The organism is Actinoplanes missouriensis 431, assembly GCF_000284295.1.
GTDB classification, from domain to species: Bacteria; Actinomycetota; Actinomycetes; order Mycobacteriales; family Micromonosporaceae; genus Actinoplanes; species Actinoplanes missouriensis.
Genome location: NC_017093.1, coordinates 4,833,908 through 4,855,117, shown reverse-complemented (window position 1 = coordinate 4,855,117; position 21,210 = coordinate 4,833,908). Strand labels below are relative to the sequence as shown.

Below are 21,210 nucleotides of genomic sequence, written 5' to 3'. Positions count from 1 at the left end.
GTGAACCACCAATGACTTCGTCCGCGTCCCATCCCACCCGGCGGCAGCTGCTGGCCGGCGGCGTGGCCGCCGGCCTCACCGCCGCCGCGTCCACCGTGCTCGGATCGGCGCCGGCCGGTGCGGCGTCACCCCAGGCGCCGGCCCGGATCCGCCCGTTCCGGGCGGCGATCCCCCGCGAGCGGGTGGCCGAGATGCGCCGCCGCATCGCCGCGACCCGCTGGCCGTCCCGCGAGCTGGTCGCCGACCGCTCGCAGGGTGTGCAACTGGCGACCGCTCAGGCTCTCGCCCGGTTCTGGACGACCGGATACGACTGGCGCCGATGCGAGGACAGACTCAACGCGCTGCCGCAGTTCACCACCGAGATCGACGGTGTGGACATCCACTTCGTCCACGTCCGGTCCCCGCACCGCGACGCGTTGCCGCTCGTCATGACCCACGGCTGGCCCGGCTCGATCGTGGAACTGCTCGAAACCGTCGGCCCGCTCACGAATCCGACCGCGCACGGCGGGACCGCGGCGGACGCCTTCCACCTCGTCCTGCCGTCGCTGCCCGGATTCGGCTTCTCCGGCAAGCCCACCGAGCTCGGCTGGGACACCGCCCGGACGGCGCGCGCCTGGGCGGAGCTGATGCGCCGCCTCGGCTACGGCCGCTACGTCGCTCAGGGTGGCGACGTCGGCGCCGCCGTGACCGACGACATCGGCCGGCTGGCGCCGGCCGGGCTCCTCGCCATCCATCTCAACCTGCTGGTCCCGGCGCTGGCCGGCACCGGCGGCCTGCCGGTGAACACGGACGAGGAGAGGGCGGCGGCCGACGCGCTCCGGACGTTCTCGTCGAGCGGGAAGGGTTACCTGGTCGAGCAGTCGACCAGGCCCCAGACGATCGGCTATGCGCTGCTGGACTCGCCGGTCGCGCTCGCGGCCTGGATGCTCGATCACGACACCGACAGCTACCTCAAGATCTCGCGGGCCTTCCGCGACGGCCGGGCGACGGGCAACCTCACCCGCGAGCACGTCCTGGACAACATCTCGCTCTACTGGCTGACCGGCACGGGGGAGTCGGCCGCCCGGGCGTACTGGGAGAGAACACGAACCGCCGGTCCGGCAACGGCACCGGTGACCGTGCCGGTCGCCTTCAGCGCCTTCCCGGGCGAGATCTTCCAGGCGCCCCGCAGCTGGGCCGAGGCGAGCTACCCGACCCTGAGCTACTACCACCGGCCGGCGCGCGGCGGGCACTTCGCGGCCTGGGAGCAACCCCTGATCTTCACCCGGGAACTCCGTGCCGCCTTCCGGTCCGTCCGCTGACACGGCGTCCCGTGGCTCACGGGCGCCGGCACGCCGGGCTCCCACCGGCGTGCCGGCGCCCGTACCGGGCCGCTCCCTGGCCCGTCACGACCCGGGTGTCTCCCGGGGTCGGGCGGGGCGCCGGTCATCCGATAGTCACGGTATGTCCACCGCAGAACAGTTCCACCTCAACGAAGTCTCGCCCTCGTACTGGCGGGTCACCTTCGACAACGGCCCGGTGAACCTGCTGGACGCCGACACCGTCGAACAGCTCGCCGAGTTGATCGAGCGCATCGAGAACGACCGGGACCTCACGGTCGTGGTCTTCCGCAGTGAGACACCCGGCTATTTCATGGCCCACTGGGATCTGCTGACCGATCCGGCCCGGGTGGCCCGGATGGCGCCCGGGCCCACCGGCCTGCACCCCTACCTGGACAACTTCATCCGGCTCAGCCGCCTGCCGGTCACCACGATCTCCGAGATCCGCGGCCGTACGCGTGGCGCGGGCAGCGAGTTCGTCCTCGCCACCGACATCCGCTTCGCCTCCGAACAGGCGATTCTCGGCCAGTTCGAGGTGGGCGTCGGCGCCGTGCCCGGCGGCGGATCGATGGCCCGGCTCGGCCGGCTGGTGGGCCGGGGCCGGGCCCTGGAGATCCTGCTCGGCGGCGACGACATCCCGGCCGGGCGGGCCGCTGAGTACGGTTACGTCAACCGGCTCGTCCCCGACGCCGACATCGAGGCGGTCACCGACGCGTTCGCCCGCCGGATCGCCGCCTTCGACAGGGTGGCCGTCGCCGGGATCAAGCGGCTCGTCGACATCGCGACGCTGCCCTCCGACGACGAGCTGGCGGACGGGCTCGCCGCCTACTTCGCCACCGCGGGCCGCCCTGAGCACCGGCCCTTCGTCCGGGCGCTGCTCGACAACGGTCTGCAGCGACCCGGGGGCATCGAGGACGACCTCGGCACCGCCATCGCCGAGCGTCAGCCGGGCTGATCGAGAGCCGGCGCGGGTCAGCGGACGAGTTTCTGGCCGCCGTCGACGTCGTGGACCCCGCCGGTCAGGGCGGGGTTGCCCATCAGATGCAGGATCAGCGCGGCCACGTCGTCCGGCCCGACGACCCGGCCGGTCGGCAGGGTCCGGCGCAGTTCGTCACGGCGCTGGTCGAGCTGGTCGCCGAGCAGTCGCGCCGACAGCGCTGTGTCGACGAAACCGGCGGCGACCGTGTTGACCCGCAGCGGGGCCAGCTCCAGGGCGGCGTTGGCGGTGATCGAGGACAGTCCGGCCGTGCCGATGGCGATCAGGGCCATGCCGTGCCCGGGGCGGCGCGCCCCCGTACCGGAGATGAGGGTGAGGGAACCACCCGGCCGGACCCGGTCGGCGCACTCGCGGGCAACGCGCAGCGGGGTGAGCAGGTGCGCGTCCAGCTCGCGGCGGGCGTCCTCGAAGTCGATCTCCCGGATCGGGCCGTAGGCCGGGCCGGGACCACTGAGCAGCACATGGTCGACGGGCTCCGGCAACCCGGCGAAGAACGTGGTCAGCGCGGCGGTGTCGAACAGGTCGAGAACCACGGTGGTGGCGCCCAGCTCGTCGCGCACCCGCGTCAGCCGGGCCTCGTCCCGGCCGGTGACGATGAGCCGGGCGCCGGCCGCATGCGCCTGGCGGGCGGTCGCCAGTCCGATTCCGGCGGTGCCGCCGATCACCACGACGGTGGTGCCGTCCAGAGCGTTCATGGCACACGCACTCCTCACATCACGAGAACTTCGGGTTCGCACCACGATGGAGCCTCGGCCACCCCCGGCACACCCGGGGCAGTCCCTGGCGCGCCCGGACCAGGGACTCTCCCGGGTGTGACCGGGTACGCCGGGCGGCCAGTCTCGAGGCATCCGCAACACGAGCCAGGAGGCGCGAGTCATGGACATGAAGCTGGAAGTCGTCGTGATACCGGTGTCGGACGTCGACCGGGCCAAGGAGTTCTACACCGCCCTGGGCTGGCGGCTCGACGCCGATGTCGCCACGTCGGAGAGCTTCCGGGTGGTTCAGGTGACACCACCCGGCTCTCCGGCCTCGGTCATCTTCGGCACCTCGGTCACCGCCCAGCAGCCCGGCACCGCACAGGGACTGCACCTGATCGTCACCGACGTCGAGGCGGCCCGTGACGAGCTGAAGCGGCTCGGCGCCGAGCCGAGCGAGGTCTTCCACGACGAGGGCGGCGTCTTCCACCACGCGGGCACCGGCGCCCGCGTGCCCGGGCCGGACCCGCAGCGGACGAGCTACGGGTCGTTCCTGTCGTTCAGCGACCCGGACGGCAACGGCTGGCTGTTGCAGGAGATCACCTCCCGGCTGCCGGGACGGGTCGACCCGGGCACCACCACGTACGCGTCGGCCGGCGACCTGGCGGCGGCGCTGCGCCGAGCCGCCGCGGCACACGGTGAGCACGAGGCGCGCACCGGCGCCGAGGACCCGGACTGGCCGGATTGGTACGCCGGCTACCTGGTGGCGGAACAGGCCGGAACGGAGCTCCCGCGATGACCGGCGCCTACCGGGCGATGACCGTCACCGGGCACCGCCGGTTCGAGATGGTCGAACGCGTCCGGCGTGCGCCGGCGCCGGACGAGGTGCGGATCGAGGTCGAGGCATGCGGGATCTGCCACACCGACGCCCTCGCCGTGGACGGGCAGCGTGCCGACCCGAGCGTCCCGCTGGTGCCCGGCCACGAGATCATCGGTGTGATCAGCGCGGCCGGCGACCGGGTCGATCCGTCCTGGCGGATCGGCGACCGCGTCGGTGTGGGCTTCCTCGGTGGACAGGACAACACCTGCGAGTCGTGCCGGCGCGGCGACTTCCTCAACTGCGCCGACCAGCCATTGACCGGCACCTCCGTGGACGGCGGGTACGCCGAGGTGGCCTACGCCCGCGCGACCGGCCTGGTCCGGATCCCGCCCGAGCTGAACGCCGTGGACGGCGCGCCGCTGCTGTGCGCCGGGCTGACCGTCTACAACCCCCTGCTGCGTGCCCGGGTCCGCCCGGGTTCGCTCGTCGCGATTCAGGGCATCGGCGGGCTCGGGCACCTCGGCATCCAGTACGCCCGTGCCCTCGGTCACCGGGTCGCCGCCATCGGCCGGGGTTCCGCCAAAGCGGAACTCGCGCACCGGCTCGGCGCGGAGTTCTACCTCGACAGCACCGCCGAGGACCCGGGCGCCGCGCTGCAGCGGCTCGGCGGGACATCGGTGATCGTGGCGACCGCGGCCGCCGGTGACGGCATGTCCGGCCTGGTCAAAGGCCTCCTCCCGCGCGGGGAGCTGATCGTCGTGGGCGCCGGCCCGGACCCGCTGCGGATCGCGCCGACCGACCTCATCTTCGGCGGGCACGCGGTGCGGGGCAGCCTCACCGGCACCGCCGTCGAGAACGAGGACAACATCGCGTTCGCGCTGCGCCACGACGTGCGCTCCTGGAACGAGGTCCTGCCGCTGAGCGAGGCGCCGAAGGCCTACGACCGGATGATCAACGGAGACGCCCGGTTCCGGATCGTTCTCGACATGAGCGCCTGAGCGGGTCAGGGAGGATCGATGAGTGACTACGACGTCATCGTGATCGGCGGCGGATCTCCCGGCGAGCACTGCGCCGGGGCCCTCGCCGCCGGCGGCCTGCGCGTCGCGGTCGTCGAGCGGGAGCTGGTGGGCGGCGAATGCTCGTACTACGCCTGCATCCCGTCCAAGACGCTGCTGCGCCCCGGCGAGGCGGTGCACGCGGCCCGGGAGGCGGAGAGCACCGCCCGGGTCGACGTGGAGCGGGCACTGCGCTGGCGGGACTTCATGGTCTCCGGGTACTCCGACGCCGGCCAGCAGCGCTGGCTGGCCGGCAACGGCATCGCCCTGCTGCGGGGCACCGGCCGGATCGCGGGCTTCGGCACGGTCGACGTCGACGGCGAACGGTTCACCGCCGAGCACATCGTGATCGCGGGCGGCGCGGCCCCGATCATCCCGCCCGTCGCCGGTCTGCGGGAGCTCGACGGCATCTGGACCAACCGGGAGGTGACCGGCATGACGCGGGTGCCGCGCCGGCTGATCATCCTGGGCGCCGGCCCGGTCGGCGTCGAGATGGCACAGGCGGTCCGCCGCCTCGGCGGCGAGGTGGTGCTCACCGCCCACGGCGACCATGTGCTGCCCCGCGAACCGGCCCCACTCGGCCGGGCCGTCGGCGCGTCGCTGCGCCGCGACGGCGTCGAACTCGAACTCGGCCCGCGCGCCACGCGCGCCCGTCGCGACGGCGACGACTATGTGCTCACCCTCGACGACGGCCGGGAACTGCGCGGCGACCGGCTGCTCGTCGCCACCGGGCGCCGCCCTCGCGTCCACGACCTCGGCCTGGAGACCATCGGCGTCCGCGCGGAGGACAGCGGCATCCCGGTCGACCGGCGACTCCGGGCCGCCGCCGGCGTGTGGGCCGTCGGCGACGTCACCGGGCTGTGGATGCTCACCCACGTCGGCAAATACCAGGCACGGGTGGTGGCGGACAACATCCTCGGCACGGTCCGGGAAGCCGACTACACCGCGGTGCCCCGCGTCGTCTTCATCGACCCGCAGGCGGCGTCGGTGGGCGCCGCCGACGCGCCGCTCAGCGCCACCGTCGGCATAGCCGACGTGGCCCGGACCGCCACCTACACCCGTGCCTACGCCGAGCAGAACGGCTTCCTCACCCTGCTCAGCGACGGCGACACGCTCACCGGCGCGTACGCCGTCGGTCCCGAGGCGGGGGAGTGGCTGCAGCAGGCCACGCTGGCGATCCGCGCCCGCGTCCCGCTCGACGTGCTGCGCGACACCATCCAGCCGTTTCCCACCTTCTCCGAGATCTACGTCGCCGCGCTCCAGGCGTTGCGCAAATGACCCGCTACCGCACCGTCGCCGTCGACGGCCTGGACATCTTCTACCGTGAGGCCGGGCCGGCCGGCGCGCCCGTGGTGCTTCTCCTGCACGGGTTCCCGTCCTCCTCGCGCATGTACGAGCCGTTGCTGACCCGGCTGGCCGACCGGTGGCGTCTCATCGCACCCGACTACCCCGGCTTCGGGCACAGCAGCGCCCCGCCGCCGACCGATTTCACCTACACCTTCGACACCCTGGCGGCGGTGATGGGCCGCTTCACCGAGGCCCTGGGCCTTCGCCGGTACACCCTCGTCCTGCAGGATTACGGCGGCCCGGTCGGCCTGCGCCTGGCGATGGCCCGGCCGGAGGCGGTGGAGGCGCTCATCATCCAGAACGCGGTCGCCCACGAGACCGGCCTCGGCCCGCTCTGGCAGACGCGGCGTGCCTTCTGGGCCGACCGCGTCACCCAGGAGCCCGCGCTGCGCGACAACCTCCTGTCACTCGCCGCGACCCGCCGCCGGCATCTCGGCGCCGACCCGGCCACCGACCGGTACGACCCCGATTCCTGGACCGACGAGTACGCCTTCCTGAACCGCCCCGGCCAAGCCGACATCCAGATCGAACTGTTCTACGACTACCGCACCAACGTGGCCGCCTACCCCCGGTGGCAGCGCTGGCTGCGCGAGCACCGGCCGCGCAGCCTGATCCTCTGGGGACGCCACGACGCCTCCTTCGAGGCGAGCGAGGCCGAGGCGTACCGCGCCGACCTGCCGGACGCCGAGGTGCACCTTCTCGACGGCGGCCACTTCCTGCTCGACACCTGCGCCGGTGAGACAGCCGCCCTGATCCGCGACTTCCTGGCCAGGGGGTCACCGTGAGCCGCTGAGCTGAGTGGACAGGTCCCGCAAGGCGTGGAACAGCGCCTCCGAGAAGGTCGGGAACGGCTGGACGACGTCCAGGAGCACCACCAGCGGGATACGAGCCCGGATCGCCAGGGTCACCTGCTGGAGCCACTCGCCGGCCTCCGGGCCGACGGCGTAGGCGCCGATCAGCCGTTCACCGTCCGACACCAGGGTGACGAAGCCGGGGCGGGCCTCGTACGCCCGGGTGTAGGTCGCGGTGCGGGCGACGTCGGACAGCCGTACCGTGGCGGTGAAGTCCCCGGTCATCGCGCCGACCGACGCGGCCCACGCGCGGGCGCCGGCCGGCGGCGACCAGGAGCCGGTCACCCCGCGCGGCATCGCCGCCGGCGAACTCGACCACGTACTCCCCGCCGTCCGACCGGACACCCGTCGGCTCCTGCCCGAGCCGCAGATCCACGCCGTCGCTGATCAAGGCCGAGCCGATCGCCTCCGCCATCGGACGGGGCTCGCGGGGCAGCACCCGCTCACCCCTGTCCACCAGCACGACCGGCACGTCCAGCCGTACCAGTGCCTGGCTCGTCTCCACACCGAACGGCCCGGCGCCGAGCACCACGAGCCGGCCGGGGAGCTCGGTGAACGCGGTGACCTCCCGGTTCGTCCAGATCCCCGGGAGGGTCCGCAGGCCGGGGACGTCGGGAACCAGCGCGTCGGATCCGGTGGCGATCACGATGTGCTCGGCTCGGTACGCCGTACCGCCGACGTCGACCACCCGGGGGCCGGCGAGCCGGCCGTGACCCCGGAGAACGTCCACACCGGCGTCCCGGGCCCGCGCGGCGTGGACCCGGTCGTGGTAGTGGGAGACCATGAAGTCCCGCCAGGCGAGCGTGGCGGCGGCATCCGGTCGCGTCGCGCCGACGGCTTCCGCCGCTCCCGGAACCTGGCGTGCCGCGGTCAGCGCCTCGCCGGGACGCAGCAGCGTCTTGGACGGGATGCAGCCCCAGTAGAACGACGTGCCGCCGAGGAGTTCCAGCTCCACCACGGCGACGCGTGCGCCTCCCTCGGCGAGAACCTCCGCGCAGTGCAGGCCCGGGGCGCCGCCACCGAGCACGATGACGTCATAGCCGCTCATCGCATCGATCGGTGTCATCGGCAGACCATCGCGCACCGTCCGCCCGCACCGCACCCGGGTACCGCACTGGCCGGCGTGGACCAGTACGCGAGTCGATGCGAGGGCAGACCGTCACTGGATCACGCATTATGCTGGCGACGTGTCCGGCGACTCTGTTCAGCTCCGCGGCCGGAACGACGAGATTCGCAGGCTGGACCTGCTCTGTGACGGTGTGCAAGCCGGTCAGAGCGCCGTGCTGGTGATCCGCGGCGAGGCCGGGGTGGGGAAGACCGCCCTCCTGGAGCACGTGGCCCGGCGAGCGCTGCCGCATTTCCGGGTGACCCGCATCACCGGTGTCGAGTCCGAGGTCGAGCTGGCCTACGCCGGCCTCCACCAGCTCTGCGCACCGATGCTCGGCCGTCTCGAGGCCCTTCCGGAACCCCAGCAGTCGGCGCTGCGTGTCGCTTTCGGACTCGCCGCCGGCGCCGCGCCGGATCGCTTCCTCGTGGGCCTGGCCACCCTCGGCCTCCTCGCCGAGGTCGCCGGCAACCGGCCGCTGGTCTGCCTCGTCGACGACGTGCAGTGGCTGGACGAGGCGTCGGGCGAGATCCTCGGTTTCGTCGCCCGCAGGCTGGCCGCGGAGTCGGTGGCCATGGTGTTCGCCGTCCGTGATGACGGGGACCGCGCGGACCTCCGCCGGTTGGCCGGCCTGCCCGTCATGCCGCTGAAGGGCATCTCCGGTGAGGACGCGCGCGCCCTGCTGGCCACCGTGGTGCCGGGCCGGCTCGACCCGCGGGTGTCCGATCGGGCGGTGGCCGAGACGGGCGGCAATCCGCTGGCGATGCTGGAGTTGCCCCGCGGGATGAGCCAGGCCGAGCTCGCCGCCGGGTTCGGGCTGCCGGCCGCCGGCGGGACCGCCGCCGGCGTGGAGAGTCACTACGTACGCCGGGTTCAAGGGCTTCCGGCGCCGACGCAGCAGCTCATGCTGCTGGCCGCCTGCGACGGCGCCGGAGACGCCGCCACCCTCTGGCGCGCCGCCGCACACCTCGGCATCGGGTTCGACGCGGCCCGGCCGGAGGTGACCGACGGGCTGTTCGAGATCGGCGCCCAGGTCCGGTTCCGGCACTCCCTGGTCCGATCCGCCGTGTACCGCTCCGCCTCGGCGCCGCAGCGCCGAGCGGCACACCAGGCGCTGGCGCAGGCGATCGACGCCGCCGCGGACCCGGATCGCCGCGCCTGGCACCGCGCCCACGCCAGCTCGGGCCCCGACGAGGAGATAGCGCTGGAACTCGCGCGAAGCGCCGACCGGGCCCGGGCCCGCGGCGGGTACGCCGCGGCCGCCGCACTGCTGGAACGATCAGCGGGTCTGACGCTCGAACCGGTCGCCCGATTCGAGCGCCGGCTGGCGGCCGCCCGGTCGCACCTGCGCGCCGGCGCGTTCGACATCGCGCTGGCCCTGCTGGCGGCGGCCGAGTCGGAGACGCCGGACGAGCTGGCCGGGGCTCGCGTCGCGTTGCTGCGCGGTCAGGTGGCGTCGGCCTCCGACGCCGGAGGGGATGCGCCGCTCCAGCTGGTCCGGGCCGCCAGACGCCTGGAACGCCTGGACACCGCCCTGTCGCGCCGGACCTATGCGGACGCCTGGAACTCCGCGATGTTCGCCGGCCACCTCGCCGAGCCCGGCGGCGGCCTGCTCGAGGTGTCCCGGACGGCACGTGCCGGTCCTCAGCCGGACGTCCCGCTGCGCCCGTTCGGCCGCATCCTGGAGGGCCTGCTCGTCCTCGCGACCGACGGTCGCGTGGCCGCGGAGCCGATGCTCCGCGAAGCGCTGGACAGCCTGCTCGTCACTGACCTGCCCCCCGAGAACTGGCTGCACCACGTTGCCTTGGCCGCGACGGCTGCGGCGGCGGTCTGGGACCTGGACAGCTGGAGCGCGGTCACCGAGCGGCAGGCGCGGCTCGCGCGGGAATCCGGCGCGCTCGCCGTGCTGCCCACCGCCCTGAGCGGGATGGCCGCCGTCGCCACGTGGCGGGGCGACTTCGAGGCGGCGGCCCGGCTGACGGCCGAGCACGAGGCGGTCACCGAAGCGACGGGGACACGGATCGCGCCGTACGGCGCCATGCTGCTCGCCGGCTACCGGGGGCGCACGGAGGACGCGCTCGCGTTCCTCACCGCGACCACCGAGGACTCGATCAGCCGCGGGGAAGGGCTCGGCGTGGACCACGCCCGATGGTGCACCGCGATCCTGCACAACGGCGCGGGACACTACCCGGAAGCGATGGCGGCTGCCCATCCCGCCCATCCGGCGGCGCCCCCGCTCCTCGTCTCCGCCTGGATGCTGCCCGAGCGCATCGAGGCGGCGGTCCGGTGCGGGGAACGCGACGTGGCCGCTGCCGCACTGGAGGAGTTCGAGTCCACGGCGAACCCCGGCACGCAGGGCTGGGGCCGGGGCATCGCGGCACGGTCGCGGGCACTGCTCAGCCACGGCGACGTGGCGGACGGGCTGTACCGGGAGTCGGCCGGGCACCTGCGCCGGGCCGGGGTCCGCCTCGAGCTGGCCCGCACCCATCTGGTGTACGGCGAATGGCTGCGCCGGGAGAGCCGGCGTGGCGAGTGCCGGGAACACCTGCGGACCGCTCATGACATGTTCACGGCGATGTCGGCCGACGGCTTCGCCGAACGGGCCCGCCGGGAGCTCCTCGCGACCGGCGAACACGTACGCCGTAAACAGGTCGCCAGTCGTGCCGAGCTGACACCGCAGGAGGAACACATCGCACGGCTGGCCCGGGACGGCCGGACCAACCCGGAGATCGCGGGCGAACTCTTCATCAGCGCCCGCACGGTGGAGTGGCACCTGCGCAAGGTCTTCACCAAGCTCGGCATCACCTCGCGGCGCGGGCTCCGGGACGCTCTGCCGACCCGGAGCCCGGCGGTCCCGGCCGGGGAGGGGCTCGCGTGACGGGGACCGGGTCGGGCGTACGCCGGGTGGTCGTGCTCGTCATGGTGTTGCTCTTGTCATGGACGGCCGGGTGCGGTGGTTCCGGCGAGAGCCGGACCCCGGCCGTCTCCTTCGGAGGCGTCCGGGACCAGGGCTCGAGCGGGTACGCCGTGGCCGAGCTGAAGGGCTTCTTCACGCAGCAGGGGCTGACGGTCTCGCCCACCTGGGCGACGTCCGGAACGGTGCTCATGCAGGGAGTGGCGAGCGGGGACTTCGACGTGGCGAACCTCGGCCCGGCGCAGCTCTACGAAGCCATCCGGAACGGCGCCTGTGCCCGGGTGCTCCGCCCCACCCAGGGCGCGGCCTACGGGGTGATCGCGCAGACCGGGCTCGGCCTCGACACCACCCTGCCCTACCCGCGGGTCCTCACCCAGTTGCGCGGCAGGACGGTCGGTGTCGCCGCACGGGGCGCCGCTCAGGAGCTCGTCCTCCGGTCGCTGCTGACCGAGGCCGGTCTGGATCCGGACACCGACGTCACGTGGGTGGCGATCGGCGGGGGCGCCGCCGCCGTCTCCGCCTTCGCCGCCGGGCAGGTGGACGCGGCGATGTCGTACCCACAGCTCGAGGTCAACCTCCGGGCAACCGGCGCCGCCTTCGACAAGCTGGTGGACCTCGCCGGCGCGAACTCCCCGCTGGGCGAGTTCTGGCAGTCGGTGGCGGTCGCGAACTGCGAGTGGGCCGACGACCACCCCGACCTCGTGATGAAGTTCTGTCACGCGCTCAACCAGGGAGTCCGGGCACTCGAGCAACAGCCCGACGCCGGGCCGCAAGCGTTCGCCCACCTCGGCCTCGGATCGAATCCCGGCCAGGCGAGAAGCCTCTGGGACAGGTACAAGACCCCGGTCGTGGAGGTCCCCCCACTCACCGAGGAGAACTGGCGTCACCAGACGATGTTCACTCCCCACGGCACGGCGCCGGCCTTCTCCGAGTACGTCGTCGACGGCTGCTCGACGGCATGATCGAGGTGCGCGTCGGCCGCGGGGGATCGCGCGTGTGGCTGTGGCGCGTCGCGGTGCCGTTCCTCGTCGTCGGGCTGTGGTACCTGGTGTACCGGTTCGGCGGCGTCGACCGCGTCCTGCTGCCGAGCCCGCGCGCCGTCTGGGACGCCGGGTTGCAGCTGCACGACTCCGGCGTTCTCTGGCCGAACCTGTGGTCGACGCTGCTCGCGGCACTCGAAGCGCTCGCGTTGTCGGCGGTCGCCGGCGTCCCCCTCGGGATCCTGCTCGGCATGCTGCCCCGGACCTGGGCCGTGCTCGCGCCCTACCTCAACGCGGTCAACAGCATGCCCCGTATCGCGTTCGCGCCGGTCTTCGTCGTCGCGTTCGGCATCGGGCAGAGCTCCAAGGTCGCTCTCGGGTTCAGCATCGCGTTCTTCGTCTTCCTGATGAACGCGCGCATCGGCGTGCTCAGCACCGACGAGGAACACCTCCGGGTGTGCGTCGCGCTGGGCGCGTCACGGTCCCAGCTGTTCCGCAAGCTCTACGTGCCGGTCGCCGTCCCGGCCGTCTTCACCGCGCTGCGGCTGGGCCTGGTCCTCGCGCTGCTCGGTGTGGTCGGCTCCGAGATCATCGCGTCCAGGGTGGGCGTGGGCCAGCTGATCACGACCTACTCGGCCACGCTGTCGATGGCGCCGGTATATGCGCTCCTGATCGTCCTGGCGGCTTGCACCTCGATCCTCACCATGCTCGTCGGCGCCACCGAGAGCGCCCTGCTGGGATGGCAGAGAACCGATCGCGCGCGGCCACGACCCGGCGGAAGCCGGGGAAAGCCCACCGGGCGTACGCCCCCGTCCGTCACCGGCCACGACGGAGCGGCCGCGACGCCTGTCGTGCGGCTCGAGTCGGTCTCGGTGGAGTTCGCTCGGCACCGGGTGCTCAGCGACATATCCCTCTCCATCCCGCGGGGACAGTTCGTCGCGATCGTCGGCGCCAGCGGATCCGGGAAATCAACCCTGCTCAACGCCGTGTCCGGACTCGTCCCGGTCGCCTCCGGGCGTCTCGGCGTTTTCGGTGAGCCGGCGCGCGCCGGACGGGCGGACGTCGGCCACATGTTCGCCCGCGACGCGCTGCTGCCGTGGCGCACCGCACGCCGAAATGTGGAGCTGGGACTGGAGTTCCGGGGCAGGGCGACGCCGGTCAGGCGGGAACACGCCCTCCGGATGCTCGATCTCGTCCGCCTGCCGGCAGCGGCCGACAGGTATCCGTCCCAGCTCTCGCACGGCATGCGTCAGCGGGTGGCGCTGGCCAGGACGCTGGCGTCCGACCCCGAGCTGCTGCTGATGGACGAGCCGTTCGCTGCCCTGGACGCGCTCACGCGCTCGTCCATCCGGGACATGTTCCTCGACATCTGGGACACCCGGGCGCACCGCAAGACCGTCCTGTTCGTCACCCACGATCTCACCGAAGCGCTCGTCCTGGCCGATCGGGTCGTCACCCTCACCCGCGACGGTGTGCGCACCGACGTGGCGGTGCCGTACGGCCGCCCCCGTGACGAGCGCGAGCTGATGGCTCGATCCGACTACCGTGACCTGTACGAACGTCTCCGGAATGATCTCAAGGATGCGGACTGAGAGCCGTGCGGCCAGGGCGGCGTGAACGGCTGTGACAGGGTGGGCGGGTGCCCGTGCTGACGACCGAACGCCTGATGATGCGGCCCCTCGAGGACGACGACCTGAGCCTGGAGCGGGACCTCGACTCCGATCCCGAAGTGCTGCGCTACCTGTACGGGCGGGCGCGGACCCCGGACGAGGTGTGGGAGTCGCACCTGCGGCGGATGGAACTCGGCGCGACGGTGGAGGGCCTCGGGTACTGGATCCTGTATGCCGGCCCGGACTTCGCCGGGCTGATGATGCTGCCACCGGTGGACCAGCCCGGGGCGGCGGAGCTGGGGTATCGGCTGCGCCGCACGCACTGGGGCCGGGGCATCGCCACCGAAGCGTCGCGCGAGCTGCTGCGGCACGGGTTCGAGACGGTCGGGCTGGAGCGGGTGTTCGCGCAGACGATGGCGGTCAATCGGGGGTCGCGCGGCGTCATGCGGGCGGTCGGCATGCGCTATGTGCGCACCTTCCACCCGGTGTGGGAGGACCCGCTGCCCGGGGCCGAGGAGGGCGAGGTCGAGTACGAGATCACGGCCGAGGAGTGGGCGCGCCGCACTGCTTGACCGGGCGCCGGCGCGGCGTCGCGGCGAACCAGTGCGCGACCAGGACCCCGATCCCCATCATGGCGCCGGTCTGCAGGCCCGCGCCGATGTCGCCCCGGGTCACGGCGAAGGCGATGGTGAAGACCACGAAGGCGGCGAAGCCGGTCAGGGCGGCGCCGAGCTTTGTCGTACCCATGTTCAGAAGCCTAAGCCGTTCAGGATCCTGAGCACCGTGTTGGCCTTGCTCTCGTTTTGCTGCTGGGCGACACGATCTCCGGCGATCAGCAGGACAACCTCGTCCACCTTGGTCACCACGTCGTCCCGCCCGGCCGCCGCAGCCGCCTGCCGCAGCTCGGCGGCACGCCGCAGCAGAGCGTCCCGATCCACGTCACCGTCTCCCATGGGCCCCACCCTAGGCCGCCCGGGCGAACGCTCCGCCGGAGATGATCGACGGGCGGTGGAAATCGCGGTGATCATGGGGTGATCACCGCGAATTCGCGACGCTGGACGATCAATCAGGCCGCTCAGTGCGGGCCCACCGCCGTCACCGTGATCGCGGCGGTGCCGGCCTCGTCGGACGCCGCCAGGTCCACCGTGGCGTCGATGCCCCAGTCGTGGTCGCCCTCCGGGTCCTCGAAGACCTGGCGGACCGTCCACACCTCCGGGCCCTGCTCGATGTCCAGGAACGCCGGCCCGCGCGCCGCCGGCCCGGTGCCCAGCTCGTCGTACTCCTCGAAGTACTCGCCGATCGCCTTCTGCCAGCGCTCGGCCGGCCAGCCCGACTCGGCGTCCATCTCGCCGAGCAGGTCCCAGCGGCGCAGCGCGGCCAGCTCGACCCGGCGGAACATCGCGTTGCGGACCAGGACCCGGAACGCGCGGGCGTTGCGGGTGACGGCCGGCGGCTTGTCGTCGAGGCGTACCTCTTCCGGGTCCGCCCCCGGGTTCTGCAGCCGGGCCCACTCGTCGAGCAGGCTGGAGTCGACCTGGCGGACCAGCTCGCCGAGCCACTCGATCAGGTCGGTGAGCTCCTCGGTGCGGGCGTCCTCGGGGACGGTCTGGCGCAGCGCGCGGTAGGCGTCCGCGAGGTAGCGCAGCACCAGGCCCTCGGAGCGGGACAGCCCGTAGAACGAGATGTACTCGGTGAAGGTCATGGCCCGCTCGAACATGTCGCGGACCACGGACTTCGGCTTGAGCTCGTAGTCGGCGACCCACGGGTGTCCCCGCCGGTACGTCTCGTAGGCCGCGTCGAGCAGCTCCTTCAGCGGCTGGGGCCAGGTCACGTCCTCGAGGAGCTGCATCCGCTCCTCGTACTCGATGCCCTCGGATTTCATGGCGTTGACGGCCTCGCCGCGCGCCTTCTGACGCTGCGCGGAGACGACCTGCCGCGGGTCCTCGAGGGTGGATTCGATGACGCTGACGACGTCGAGCGGGTACTCCGGGGACTCCTTGTCGAGCAGCTCCAGGCAGGCCAGGGCGAACGGTGACAGCGCCTGGTTCAGCGCGAAGTCCAGCTGGAGATCTTCGACAAGCCGATAAACCCCGCTTTCGGTACGTTCGATGACGCCGCCCGCGATCAGCGCCCGGGCGATCGCGACCGTGCGCCGGATGAGCCGGCGCTGCGAGGGCCGTTCCTCGTGGTTCTCGGTGAGCAGGTGCTTCATCGCCTGATAGGGGTCGCCACCCCGGTTCATGACGTTGAGCAGCATCGCGTGTGACACCTGGAACGACGACGTCAGCGGCTCCGGGTCGGCCTCCACGAGCCGGTCGAACGTGGGCCGCCCCCAGCCGATCTGGCCCTCCGGGGGCTTCTTGCGGACCACCTTGCGGCGCTTCTTCGGGTCGTCGCCGGCTTTAGCGAGGGCTCGTTCGTTGTCGATGACGTGCTCGGGGGCCTGCACGATGACGGTGCCGATGGTGTCGTACCCGGCGCGGCCGGCCCGGCCCGCGATCTGGTGGAACTCACGCGCCTTGAGCAGGCGGGTCTTCACGCCGTCGTATTTCGACAGGCCGGTGAAGAGCACCGTGCGGATCGGCACGTTGATGCCGACGCCGAGGGTGTCCGTGCCGCAGATGACCTTCAGCAGGCCGGCCTGGGCGAGCGTCTCGACGAGCCGGCGGTACTTCGGCAGCATGCCCGCGTGGTGCACGCCGATGCCGTGCCGGACCAGCCGGGAGAGCGTCCGCCCGAAACCCGCCGTGAACCGGAAGTTGCCGATCGCCGCGGCGATCTTGTCCTTCTCCTCGCGGGTGCACATGTTGATGCTCATCAGGGACTGCGCGCGTTCCAGGGCGGCGGCCTGCGTGAAGTGCACGATGTAGACCGGCGACTGCCTGGTGGAGAGCAGTTCCTCGATCGTCTCGTGGAGCGGTGTCATGGCGTACTCGAAGAGAAGCGGCACCGGCCGCTCGACGCTGCTGACCACCGCGGTCTCGCGCCCGGTCCGTTGCGAGAGGTCGTCGACGAAGCGGGTGGTGTCGCCGAGCGTCGCCGACATCAGGATGAACTGGGCCTGCGGCAGCTCGATCAGCGGCACCTGCCACGCCCAGCCCCGGTCCGGCTCGGCGTAGAAGTGGAACTCGTCCATCACGACCTGGCCGACGTCGGCGTCCGCGCCCTCGCGCAGCGCCAGGTTCGCCAGGATCTCCGCGGTGCAGCAGATGATCGGGGCGTCCGCGTTGACGCTGGCGTCACCGGTCAGCATGCCGACGTTCTGCGCGCCGAAGACCGCGCAGAGGGCGAAGAACTTCTCGCTGACCAGGGCCTTGATCGGCGCGGTGTAGAAGGTGGTCCGGTCGCCGGCCAGCGCGGCGAAGTGCGCGCCGGTCGCGACCAGGCTCTTGCCGGAGCCGGTGGGCGTGTTCAGGATGACGTTCGCCCCGGTGGCGATCTCGATGAGCGCTTCCTCCTGATGCGCGTAGAGCGTCAGGCCCTGTTCCGCCACCCACGCCTGGAAGGCATCGAAGACGGCATCGGGTTCGGAGGTGCCCGGGAGGCGATCGGTCAGCGTCATGATCCGCCAAGTCTCTCAGAGGGGATCGGCGTCTTTTCGGTTAGGGGTTCCGCGCGTGGCGGTTCCTGTGCCCGCCCCGTCTCCGACGGTGACCGCGAGCGGGTGGCCGAGTTGCTCCACCGCGCCTGCGGCGACGGCCGGCTCACCCTGGAGGAGTTCAGCGTACGGGTCGATGCGGTCCGGGCGGCCGAGGACGCGTCAGAAGAGGGAGTCGCGCCCACGCCGGTCGTCGGCTCGTCCCGCACCGCAGACAGGGTCATCACGGGGTGTCGAGGTCGATCTGGCCGGGGTCAGCGTGTTCAGCGCGCGTGACATGCGGCTCGCCGCCGTCCCCGGATTCCCGGAACTGCGGAGATCCGGGTCCGGTCGGCGATCAGCCAGTTGAGGACCTCGAAGAGGATCTCCACCGCTCCGAAGTGGGCGGTGGACGCCTGCACCTGGATCTCGGCCTGCGGGATCCGCTGGGCCAGCCAGCGGGCGTGACTGACCGGGGAGAAGTTGTCCTCGGCACCGTGCCAGAGCAGGACCGGCCCGGTGACGGCGTCGAGGTCGAAGCCCCAGGGCGAGCGGAACGCCGCCACGTCGTCGATCCACCCGTACGGCCCCTGGGCGAACGCCTCGACATAGGTGGCGGTGAGCAGCCGGCGGATCCCGATGTCGTCGACGACCCGGCGATCAGGGTCGGTCATCTGACCCCGCAGGGAATCAAGCATTATTTCCGGATTACGGCGGGCCTGGTCGGCTTTAAGGCGTAAACGTTCGACGTGTTTCGGCCAGTCGTTGTGCGCGGTCTCATATTCCCGGACATTTCCGTCCGTCATTCCGCCGAGCCAATCCAGGCCGTCCGCGTCCGACGGCGCGAGACCGACCAGCACGGCCGTATTGGTCACCATCTCCGGCAGCAGCGCGGCGGCGGCAAGCGCGTGCGGGCCGCCCCCGGAGCGGCCCACCACCGCGAACCGCCTGAGGTTCAGGTCCGCGGCCACCGCCCGGATGTCCTCGGCGGCGTCCGCCACGGTCCGGTGCTCGGCGCGGGTGGAGCCGCCGTAGCCGGGACGGTCGTAGCAGATCAGCTGGACGCCCAGGCGGTACAGGAGGCTGCCGCGGGGTTTCGGGCCGAGGCGGCTGCCCGGGGAACCGTGCAGCAGGAAGACCGGCTCGCCGTCGGGATGACCGGTCACGTCGTAGGTGAGCACCCGTCCGTCAGGGGTCTTCGTCTCATGGTGACTGACTCGGTCGTGGGACACGCGAACTCCCTGAACATCGATCGCCGTCGCGACCCGCGACGCCGCCAGACTATTTCATTGGCGGTCGCCGCAGAAGCAGCAACCTGACCAGGAGCCGCGGAAGGGGACCACCCGGTACACAACCGAGAATGACCCGATTCTGAGATGGGCTCATTTCATACGGGATAAACAGCCAGGAGTACGTGCCGAACCAGCCATAAGTCCGATCGATTCCGTGAGCCGATCACTGTCAGCCGGTCAGGAAGTCCCCGATCAGGCCGGCCACCCGGTCCAGATCGGCCGCGCGCAGCACCTGCCGTCGGCGCGCGGGGTTGATCGGCAGGGACACCGACGGAATCCGGTAACGGCCCACGGTGAGCTCCGCGAAACCGCCCGCCCGCAGCAGAGCCTCGATGCCCCGGCCGGCCTCGCGACCCTCGGAGAGCCACCGCCACGGGCGGGCCAGGGCACGCTGGATCACCCCGTACCCGGAATGGGTGTGGAAGATCGCGGCGTTGAGCCGGCCGCGAACCGGGGTTCGCTGTGGTCATGCCGACAGCGTCCCGCGACCGCTTGTCATCCCACGGTCAGGTCAGCCGTTGAAGGTCAGCGGGTGCGGGCCGGTGCGGCCGTCCGCGTCCAGGGCGTCGATCGCGGCCAGCTCCGGCGCCGACAGCTCGAAACCGAAGACGTCGAAGTTCTCCGCGATCCGGTGCGGTGTCACCGACTTCGGGATCACCACCCGGCCCTGCTGCAGGTGCCAGCGCAGCACCACCTGCGCCGCGGTGACGCCGTGCGCCCGCGCCGCCGCGACGATCGGGGCGGCGTCGAGGGCGCCGCCCTGCGCCAGGGGACTCCACGCCTCGGTCACGGTCCCGTGCCGGGATGCGGCGGCCTCGGCCGCCCGGTTGCGCAGCAGCGGGTGCAGCTCGATCTGGTTGACCGACGGCACGGTGCCGCCGAGTCCGGCGATCCGGTTCAGGTGCGCCGGCTCGAAGTTGGACACGCCGATGCTGCGGGTCAGCCCGTCCGCGCGCAGGTCCTCCAGACCCTGCCAGGCCTCCAGGTACGCGTCGGTCGCCGGGGCCGGCCAGTGGATCAGGTAGAGGTCGACGTGGTCCAGGCCGAGCCGGTCCAGGCTGGCGCGCAGCGCGTCGCGCGCCGACGCCCGGCCCAGGTCGCTGATCCAGAGCTTGGTGGTGACGAAGAGCTCGTCGCGCGGGATGCCGGACGCGGCGATCGCCGTGCCCACGCCGGCCTCGTTGCCGTAGATCGCGGCGGTGTCGATGCTGCGGTACCCGGTCGCCAGCGCCGTGCTGACCGCGGCGGTGGTCTCGGCGTCGGGGATCTGGAAGACGCCGAAGCCGAGCTGCGGCATGACGACGCCGTCGTTGAGGGTGATGTTCACGGTGTTTCTCCTGTTGCTGTTTCGCTGGTTGCGCTTCAGGCGGCGATCGTGGAATTCGCCACGCCGGTGGGACGGTGGAACTCGCCGCCGGGCAGGCGCGCGGCGATGACGAAGACGAGCAGGCCGGCCAGGGTCACGGCGGCGGCGGCCCAGAGCGGCGCGGTGTAGCCGAGGCCGGCCGCGAGGGTGAGACCGCCGATCCAGGCGCCGAACGCGTTGCCCACGTTGAACGCCGCGATGTTGGCGCCGGAGGCGAGCGTGGGCGCGCCCTGAGCGTGGCCGAGGATGCGCATCTGCAGGCCGGGGACGGTGGCGAAGCCGAAGCCGCCCATCAGGATCAGCCCGGCGACCGTCGCGATCTGGCTGCCCGCGGTCGCGGCGAAGACCGCCAGGACCACCGCGAGCCCGGTGAGCAGGGCGACGAGCGTACCCCCGAGGTTCTTGTCCGCGGCCTTGCCGCCGGCGATGTTCCCGGCGAAAAGCCCGACCCCGAAAAGAACAAGCAGCCACGGTACGGTCGAAGCAGCGAACCCGCTGACGCCGGTGAGGGTGTAGGCGATGTAGCTGAAGGCGCCGAACATGCCGCCGTAACCGAGCACCGTCACGATCATGGAAAGCCAGACCTGGCGGTTCGCGAAGATTCGCCACTCGCTGTCCGCCGAGCGCTCGGCGGCCGGGGTGGGCGGGGTGAGCAGGGCGATCCCGGCGAACGCGATCACACCGACCGCGGCGATCGCCCAGAAGGTGGCACGCCAGCCGGCTGCCTGCCCGAGGAAGGTGCCGAGCGGGACGCCGAGGACGTTCGCGACGGTCAGGCCGGCGAACATGATGGAGATCGCGGCGGCTTTGCGGTGCGCGGGCACGAGGTCGGCGGCGACCACCGAGCCGATGCCGAAGAAGGCGCCGTGGCAGAGGGCCGCGAGGATCCGGCCGAGCAGCATGAGCTCGTAGTTCGCGGCGACCGCGGAGAGCAGGTTGCCGGCGATGAACAGGATCATCAGGCCGAGCAGCGCCTTCTTCCGGTCGACGCGGCCGAGGGCGGCGGTCAGGGCGATCGCGCCGACGGCCACCGAGAGGGCGTATCCGGAGATCAGGTAGCCGGCCACGGACTCGGTGACGCGGAAGTCGGCGGCGACCTCGGGCAGCAGGCCGGCGATGACGAATTCGGTCAGCCCGATGCCGAACCCGCCGATGGCGAGCGCGTAGAGCGCGATGGGCATGGTGGTGTTCCCCCTCTGGTTGGCGTGCGGACGCAGATATGCCGCGTGCGCAACGACTTGCCGATAGTTGCACGCGCGCTATATCGGCGCAAGTCGGCTAC

21 protein-coding genes are annotated in these 21,210 nt (G+C 72.1%); 11 read left to right on the top strand and 10 right to left on the bottom strand.

Going from position 1 to position 21,210, the window contains the following annotated elements; translation table 11 throughout:
* Nucleotides 1–11 precede the first annotated feature (11 nt).
* A complete protein-coding gene (locus AMIS_RS22770) occupies nucleotides 12–1,301 on the top strand; it encodes an epoxide hydrolase family protein (RefSeq protein WP_014444741.1) in 1,290 nt (429 codons plus the stop codon).
* Between the two features lie 142 nt (nucleotides 1,302–1,443).
* Nucleotides 1,444–2,274 carry an enoyl-CoA hydratase/isomerase family protein gene (locus AMIS_RS22765; protein ID WP_014444740.1) on the top strand — a complete coding sequence of 277 codons (831 nt, stop codon included), beginning with the start codon at nucleotides 1,444–1,446 and terminating at the stop codon, nucleotides 2,272–2,274.
* Between the two features lie 17 nt (nucleotides 2,275–2,291).
* Here the strand turns inward: AMIS_RS22765 and AMIS_RS22760 are convergent, their stop codons facing one another.
* Nucleotides 2,292–3,011 carry an SDR family oxidoreductase gene (locus AMIS_RS22760; protein ID WP_014444739.1) on the bottom strand — a complete coding sequence of 240 codons (720 nt, stop codon included), beginning with the start codon at nucleotides 3,009–3,011 and terminating at the stop codon, nucleotides 2,292–2,294.
* A gap of 181 nt (nucleotides 3,012–3,192) precedes the next feature.
* On the opposite strand from AMIS_RS22760, the gene AMIS_RS22755 reads away from it, so the two are divergent.
* Genes AMIS_RS22755 through AMIS_RS22740 form a run of 4 tightly spaced genes read left to right on the top strand, consistent with a single transcriptional unit; the run spans nucleotide 3,193 to nucleotide 7,018 of the window.
* A complete protein-coding gene (locus AMIS_RS22755; protein WP_014444738.1) occupies nucleotides 3,193–3,810 on the top strand; it encodes a VOC family protein in 618 nt (205 codons plus the stop codon).
* Nucleotides 3,807–4,829 carry an alcohol dehydrogenase catalytic domain-containing protein gene (locus AMIS_RS22750; protein ID WP_014444737.1) on the top strand — a complete coding sequence of 341 codons (1,023 nt, stop codon included), beginning with the start codon at nucleotides 3,807–3,809 and terminating at the stop codon, nucleotides 4,827–4,829. The genes AMIS_RS22755 and AMIS_RS22750 overlap by 4 nt, the downstream gene beginning before the upstream one ends.
* Nucleotides 4,830–4,847: 18 nt before the next feature.
* Nucleotides 4,848–6,164, top strand: a complete 1,317-nt coding sequence (locus AMIS_RS22745; protein ID WP_014444736.1) for a dihydrolipoyl dehydrogenase family protein — start codon at nucleotides 4,848–4,850, stop codon at nucleotides 6,162–6,164.
* Nucleotides 6,161–7,018, top strand: coding sequence for an alpha/beta fold hydrolase (locus AMIS_RS22740; protein WP_014444735.1), 858 nt, complete (start codon nucleotides 6,161–6,163; stop codon nucleotides 7,016–7,018). The genes AMIS_RS22745 and AMIS_RS22740 overlap by 4 nt, the downstream gene beginning before the upstream one ends.
* On the opposite strand, the gene AMIS_RS44210 is transcribed toward AMIS_RS22740, so the two are convergent.
* Nucleotides 7,010–7,210, bottom strand: coding sequence for a hypothetical protein (locus AMIS_RS44210; RefSeq protein ID WP_014444734.1), 201 nt, complete (start codon nucleotides 7,208–7,210; stop codon nucleotides 7,010–7,012). The genes AMIS_RS22740 and AMIS_RS44210 overlap by 9 nt on opposite strands.
* Nucleotides 7,197–8,150: an FAD-dependent oxidoreductase gene (locus AMIS_RS22730; RefSeq protein WP_014444733.1), complete on the bottom strand. Its 954-nt coding sequence runs from the start codon at nucleotides 8,148–8,150 to the stop codon at nucleotides 7,197–7,199. The genes AMIS_RS44210 and AMIS_RS22730 overlap by 14 nt, the downstream gene beginning before the upstream one ends.
* Nucleotides 8,151–8,271: 121 nt before the next feature.
* On the opposite strand from AMIS_RS22730, the gene AMIS_RS22725 reads away from it, so the two are divergent.
* From AMIS_RS22725 to AMIS_RS22705, 4 genes are all read left to right on the top strand, one after another.
* Nucleotides 8,272–11,067: an AAA family ATPase gene (locus AMIS_RS22725; protein ID WP_014444732.1), complete on the top strand. Its 2,796-nt coding sequence runs from the start codon at nucleotides 8,272–8,274 to the stop codon at nucleotides 11,065–11,067.
* Nucleotides 11,064–12,065 (top strand): ABC transporter substrate-binding protein, encoded by a 1,002-nt coding sequence (locus AMIS_RS22720; protein WP_014444731.1) that lies wholly within the window; start codon nucleotides 11,064–11,066, stop codon nucleotides 12,063–12,065. The genes AMIS_RS22725 and AMIS_RS22720 overlap by 4 nt, the downstream gene beginning before the upstream one ends.
* Before the next feature lie 32 nt (nucleotides 12,066–12,097).
* Nucleotides 12,098–13,675, top strand: a complete 1,578-nt coding sequence (locus AMIS_RS42885; RefSeq protein WP_172666613.1) for an ATP-binding cassette domain-containing protein — start codon at nucleotides 12,098–12,100, stop codon at nucleotides 13,673–13,675.
* A gap of 74 nt (nucleotides 13,676–13,749) precedes the next feature.
* Nucleotides 13,750–14,265, top strand: coding sequence for a GNAT family N-acetyltransferase (locus AMIS_RS22705; protein WP_041831160.1), 516 nt, complete (start codon nucleotides 13,750–13,752; stop codon nucleotides 14,263–14,265).
* Here AMIS_RS22705 and AMIS_RS22700 read toward each other — a convergent pair.
* From AMIS_RS22700 to AMIS_RS22690, 3 genes are all read right to left on the bottom strand, one after another.
* Nucleotides 14,231–14,440: a hypothetical protein gene (locus AMIS_RS22700; protein ID WP_014444728.1), complete on the bottom strand. Its 210-nt coding sequence runs from the start codon at nucleotides 14,438–14,440 to the stop codon at nucleotides 14,231–14,233. The two genes, AMIS_RS22705 and AMIS_RS22700, sit on opposite strands and share 35 nt — an antisense overlap.
* A gap of 2 nt (nucleotides 14,441–14,442) precedes the next feature.
* A complete protein-coding gene (locus tag AMIS_RS22695) occupies nucleotides 14,443–14,646 on the bottom strand; it encodes a hypothetical protein (protein ID WP_014444727.1) in 204 nt (67 codons plus the stop codon).
* Between the two features lie 122 nt (nucleotides 14,647–14,768).
* Entirely contained in the window at nucleotides 14,769–17,255 is a 2,487-nt protein-coding gene (locus AMIS_RS22690) for a DEAD/DEAH box helicase (protein ID WP_014444726.1), read from the bottom strand.
* On the opposite strand from AMIS_RS22690, the gene AMIS_RS41840 reads away from it, so the two are divergent.
* On the top strand, nucleotides 17,154–17,567 hold the full coding sequence (locus AMIS_RS41840; protein ID WP_157434978.1) for a DUF1707 SHOCT-like domain-containing protein: 414 nt from the start codon (nucleotides 17,154–17,156) through the stop codon (nucleotides 17,565–17,567). The two genes, AMIS_RS22690 and AMIS_RS41840, sit on opposite strands and share 102 nt — an antisense overlap.
* Here the strand turns inward: AMIS_RS41840 and AMIS_RS22685 are convergent.
* The 4 genes from AMIS_RS22685 to AMIS_RS22670 form a co-directional block, all read right to left on the bottom strand.
* The gene (locus AMIS_RS22685) at nucleotides 17,555–18,502 is read right to left on the bottom strand and encodes an alpha/beta fold hydrolase (RefSeq protein WP_014444724.1); all 948 of its coding nucleotides are present in this window, start codon (nucleotides 18,500–18,502) and stop codon (nucleotides 17,555–17,557) included. The two genes, AMIS_RS41840 and AMIS_RS22685, sit on opposite strands and share 13 nt — an antisense overlap.
* Before the next feature lie 229 nt (nucleotides 18,503–18,731).
* Nucleotides 18,732–18,962 (bottom strand): hypothetical protein, encoded by a 231-nt coding sequence (locus tag AMIS_RS22680; protein WP_014444723.1) that lies wholly within the window; start codon nucleotides 18,960–18,962, stop codon nucleotides 18,732–18,734.
* 111 nt (nucleotides 18,963–19,073) lie between these two features.
* On the bottom strand, nucleotides 19,074–19,889 hold the full coding sequence (locus tag AMIS_RS22675; RefSeq protein ID WP_014444722.1) for an aldo/keto reductase: 816 nt from the start codon (nucleotides 19,887–19,889) through the stop codon (nucleotides 19,074–19,076).
* A gap of 35 nt (nucleotides 19,890–19,924) precedes the next feature.
* Nucleotides 19,925–21,109 (bottom strand): MFS transporter, encoded by a 1,185-nt coding sequence (locus AMIS_RS22670; protein ID WP_014444721.1) that lies wholly within the window; start codon nucleotides 21,107–21,109, stop codon nucleotides 19,925–19,927.
* Between the last annotated feature and the right edge of the window lie 101 nt (nucleotides 21,110–21,210).

Bases quoted from the DNA above. Each gene is read 5' to 3' on its own strand.
- AMIS_RS22755 (WP_014444738.1), top strand. From the start codon at position 3,193: ATGGACATGAAGCTGGAAGTCGTCGTGATACCGGTGTCGGACGTCGAC.
- AMIS_RS22765 (WP_014444740.1), top strand. From the start codon at position 1,444: ATGTCCACCGCAGAACAGTTCCACCTCAACGAAGTCTCGCCCTCGTAC.
- AMIS_RS41840 (WP_157434978.1), top strand. From the start codon at position 17,154: ATGCGCGTAGAGCGTCAGGCCCTGTTCCGCCACCCACGCCTGGAAGGC.
- AMIS_RS22705 (WP_041831160.1), top strand. From the start codon at position 13,750: ATGATGCGGCCCCTCGAGGACGACGACCTGAGCCTGGAGCGGGACCTC.
- AMIS_RS22670 (WP_014444721.1), bottom strand. From the start codon at position 21,109: ATGCCCATCGCGCTCTACGCGCTCGCCATCGGCGGGTTCGGCATCGGG.
- AMIS_RS22740 (WP_014444735.1), top strand. From the start codon at position 6,161: ATGACCCGCTACCGCACCGTCGCCGTCGACGGCCTGGACATCTTCTAC.
- AMIS_RS22770 (WP_014444741.1), top strand. From the start codon at position 12: ATGACTTCGTCCGCGTCCCATCCCACCCGGCGGCAGCTGCTGGCCGGC.
- AMIS_RS22760 (WP_014444739.1), bottom strand. From the start codon at position 3,011: ATGAACGCTCTGGACGGCACCACCGTCGTGGTGATCGGCGGCACCGCC.
- AMIS_RS22745 (WP_014444736.1), top strand. From the start codon at position 4,848: ATGAGTGACTACGACGTCATCGTGATCGGCGGCGGATCTCCCGGCGAG.
- AMIS_RS22695 (WP_014444727.1), bottom strand. From the start codon at position 14,646: ATGGGAGACGGTGACGTGGATCGGGACGCTCTGCTGCGGCGTGCCGCC.
- AMIS_RS22730 (WP_014444733.1), bottom strand. From the start codon at position 8,150: ATGACACCGATCGATGCGATGAGCGGCTATGACGTCATCGTGCTCGGT.
- AMIS_RS22750 (WP_014444737.1), top strand. From the start codon at position 3,807: ATGACCGGCGCCTACCGGGCGATGACCGTCACCGGGCACCGCCGGTTC.
- AMIS_RS22700 (WP_014444728.1), bottom strand. From the start codon at position 14,440: ATGGGTACGACAAAGCTCGGCGCCGCCCTGACCGGCTTCGCCGCCTTC.
- AMIS_RS22690 (WP_014444726.1), bottom strand. From the start codon at position 17,255: ATGACGCTGACCGATCGCCTCCCGGGCACCTCCGAACCCGATGCCGTC.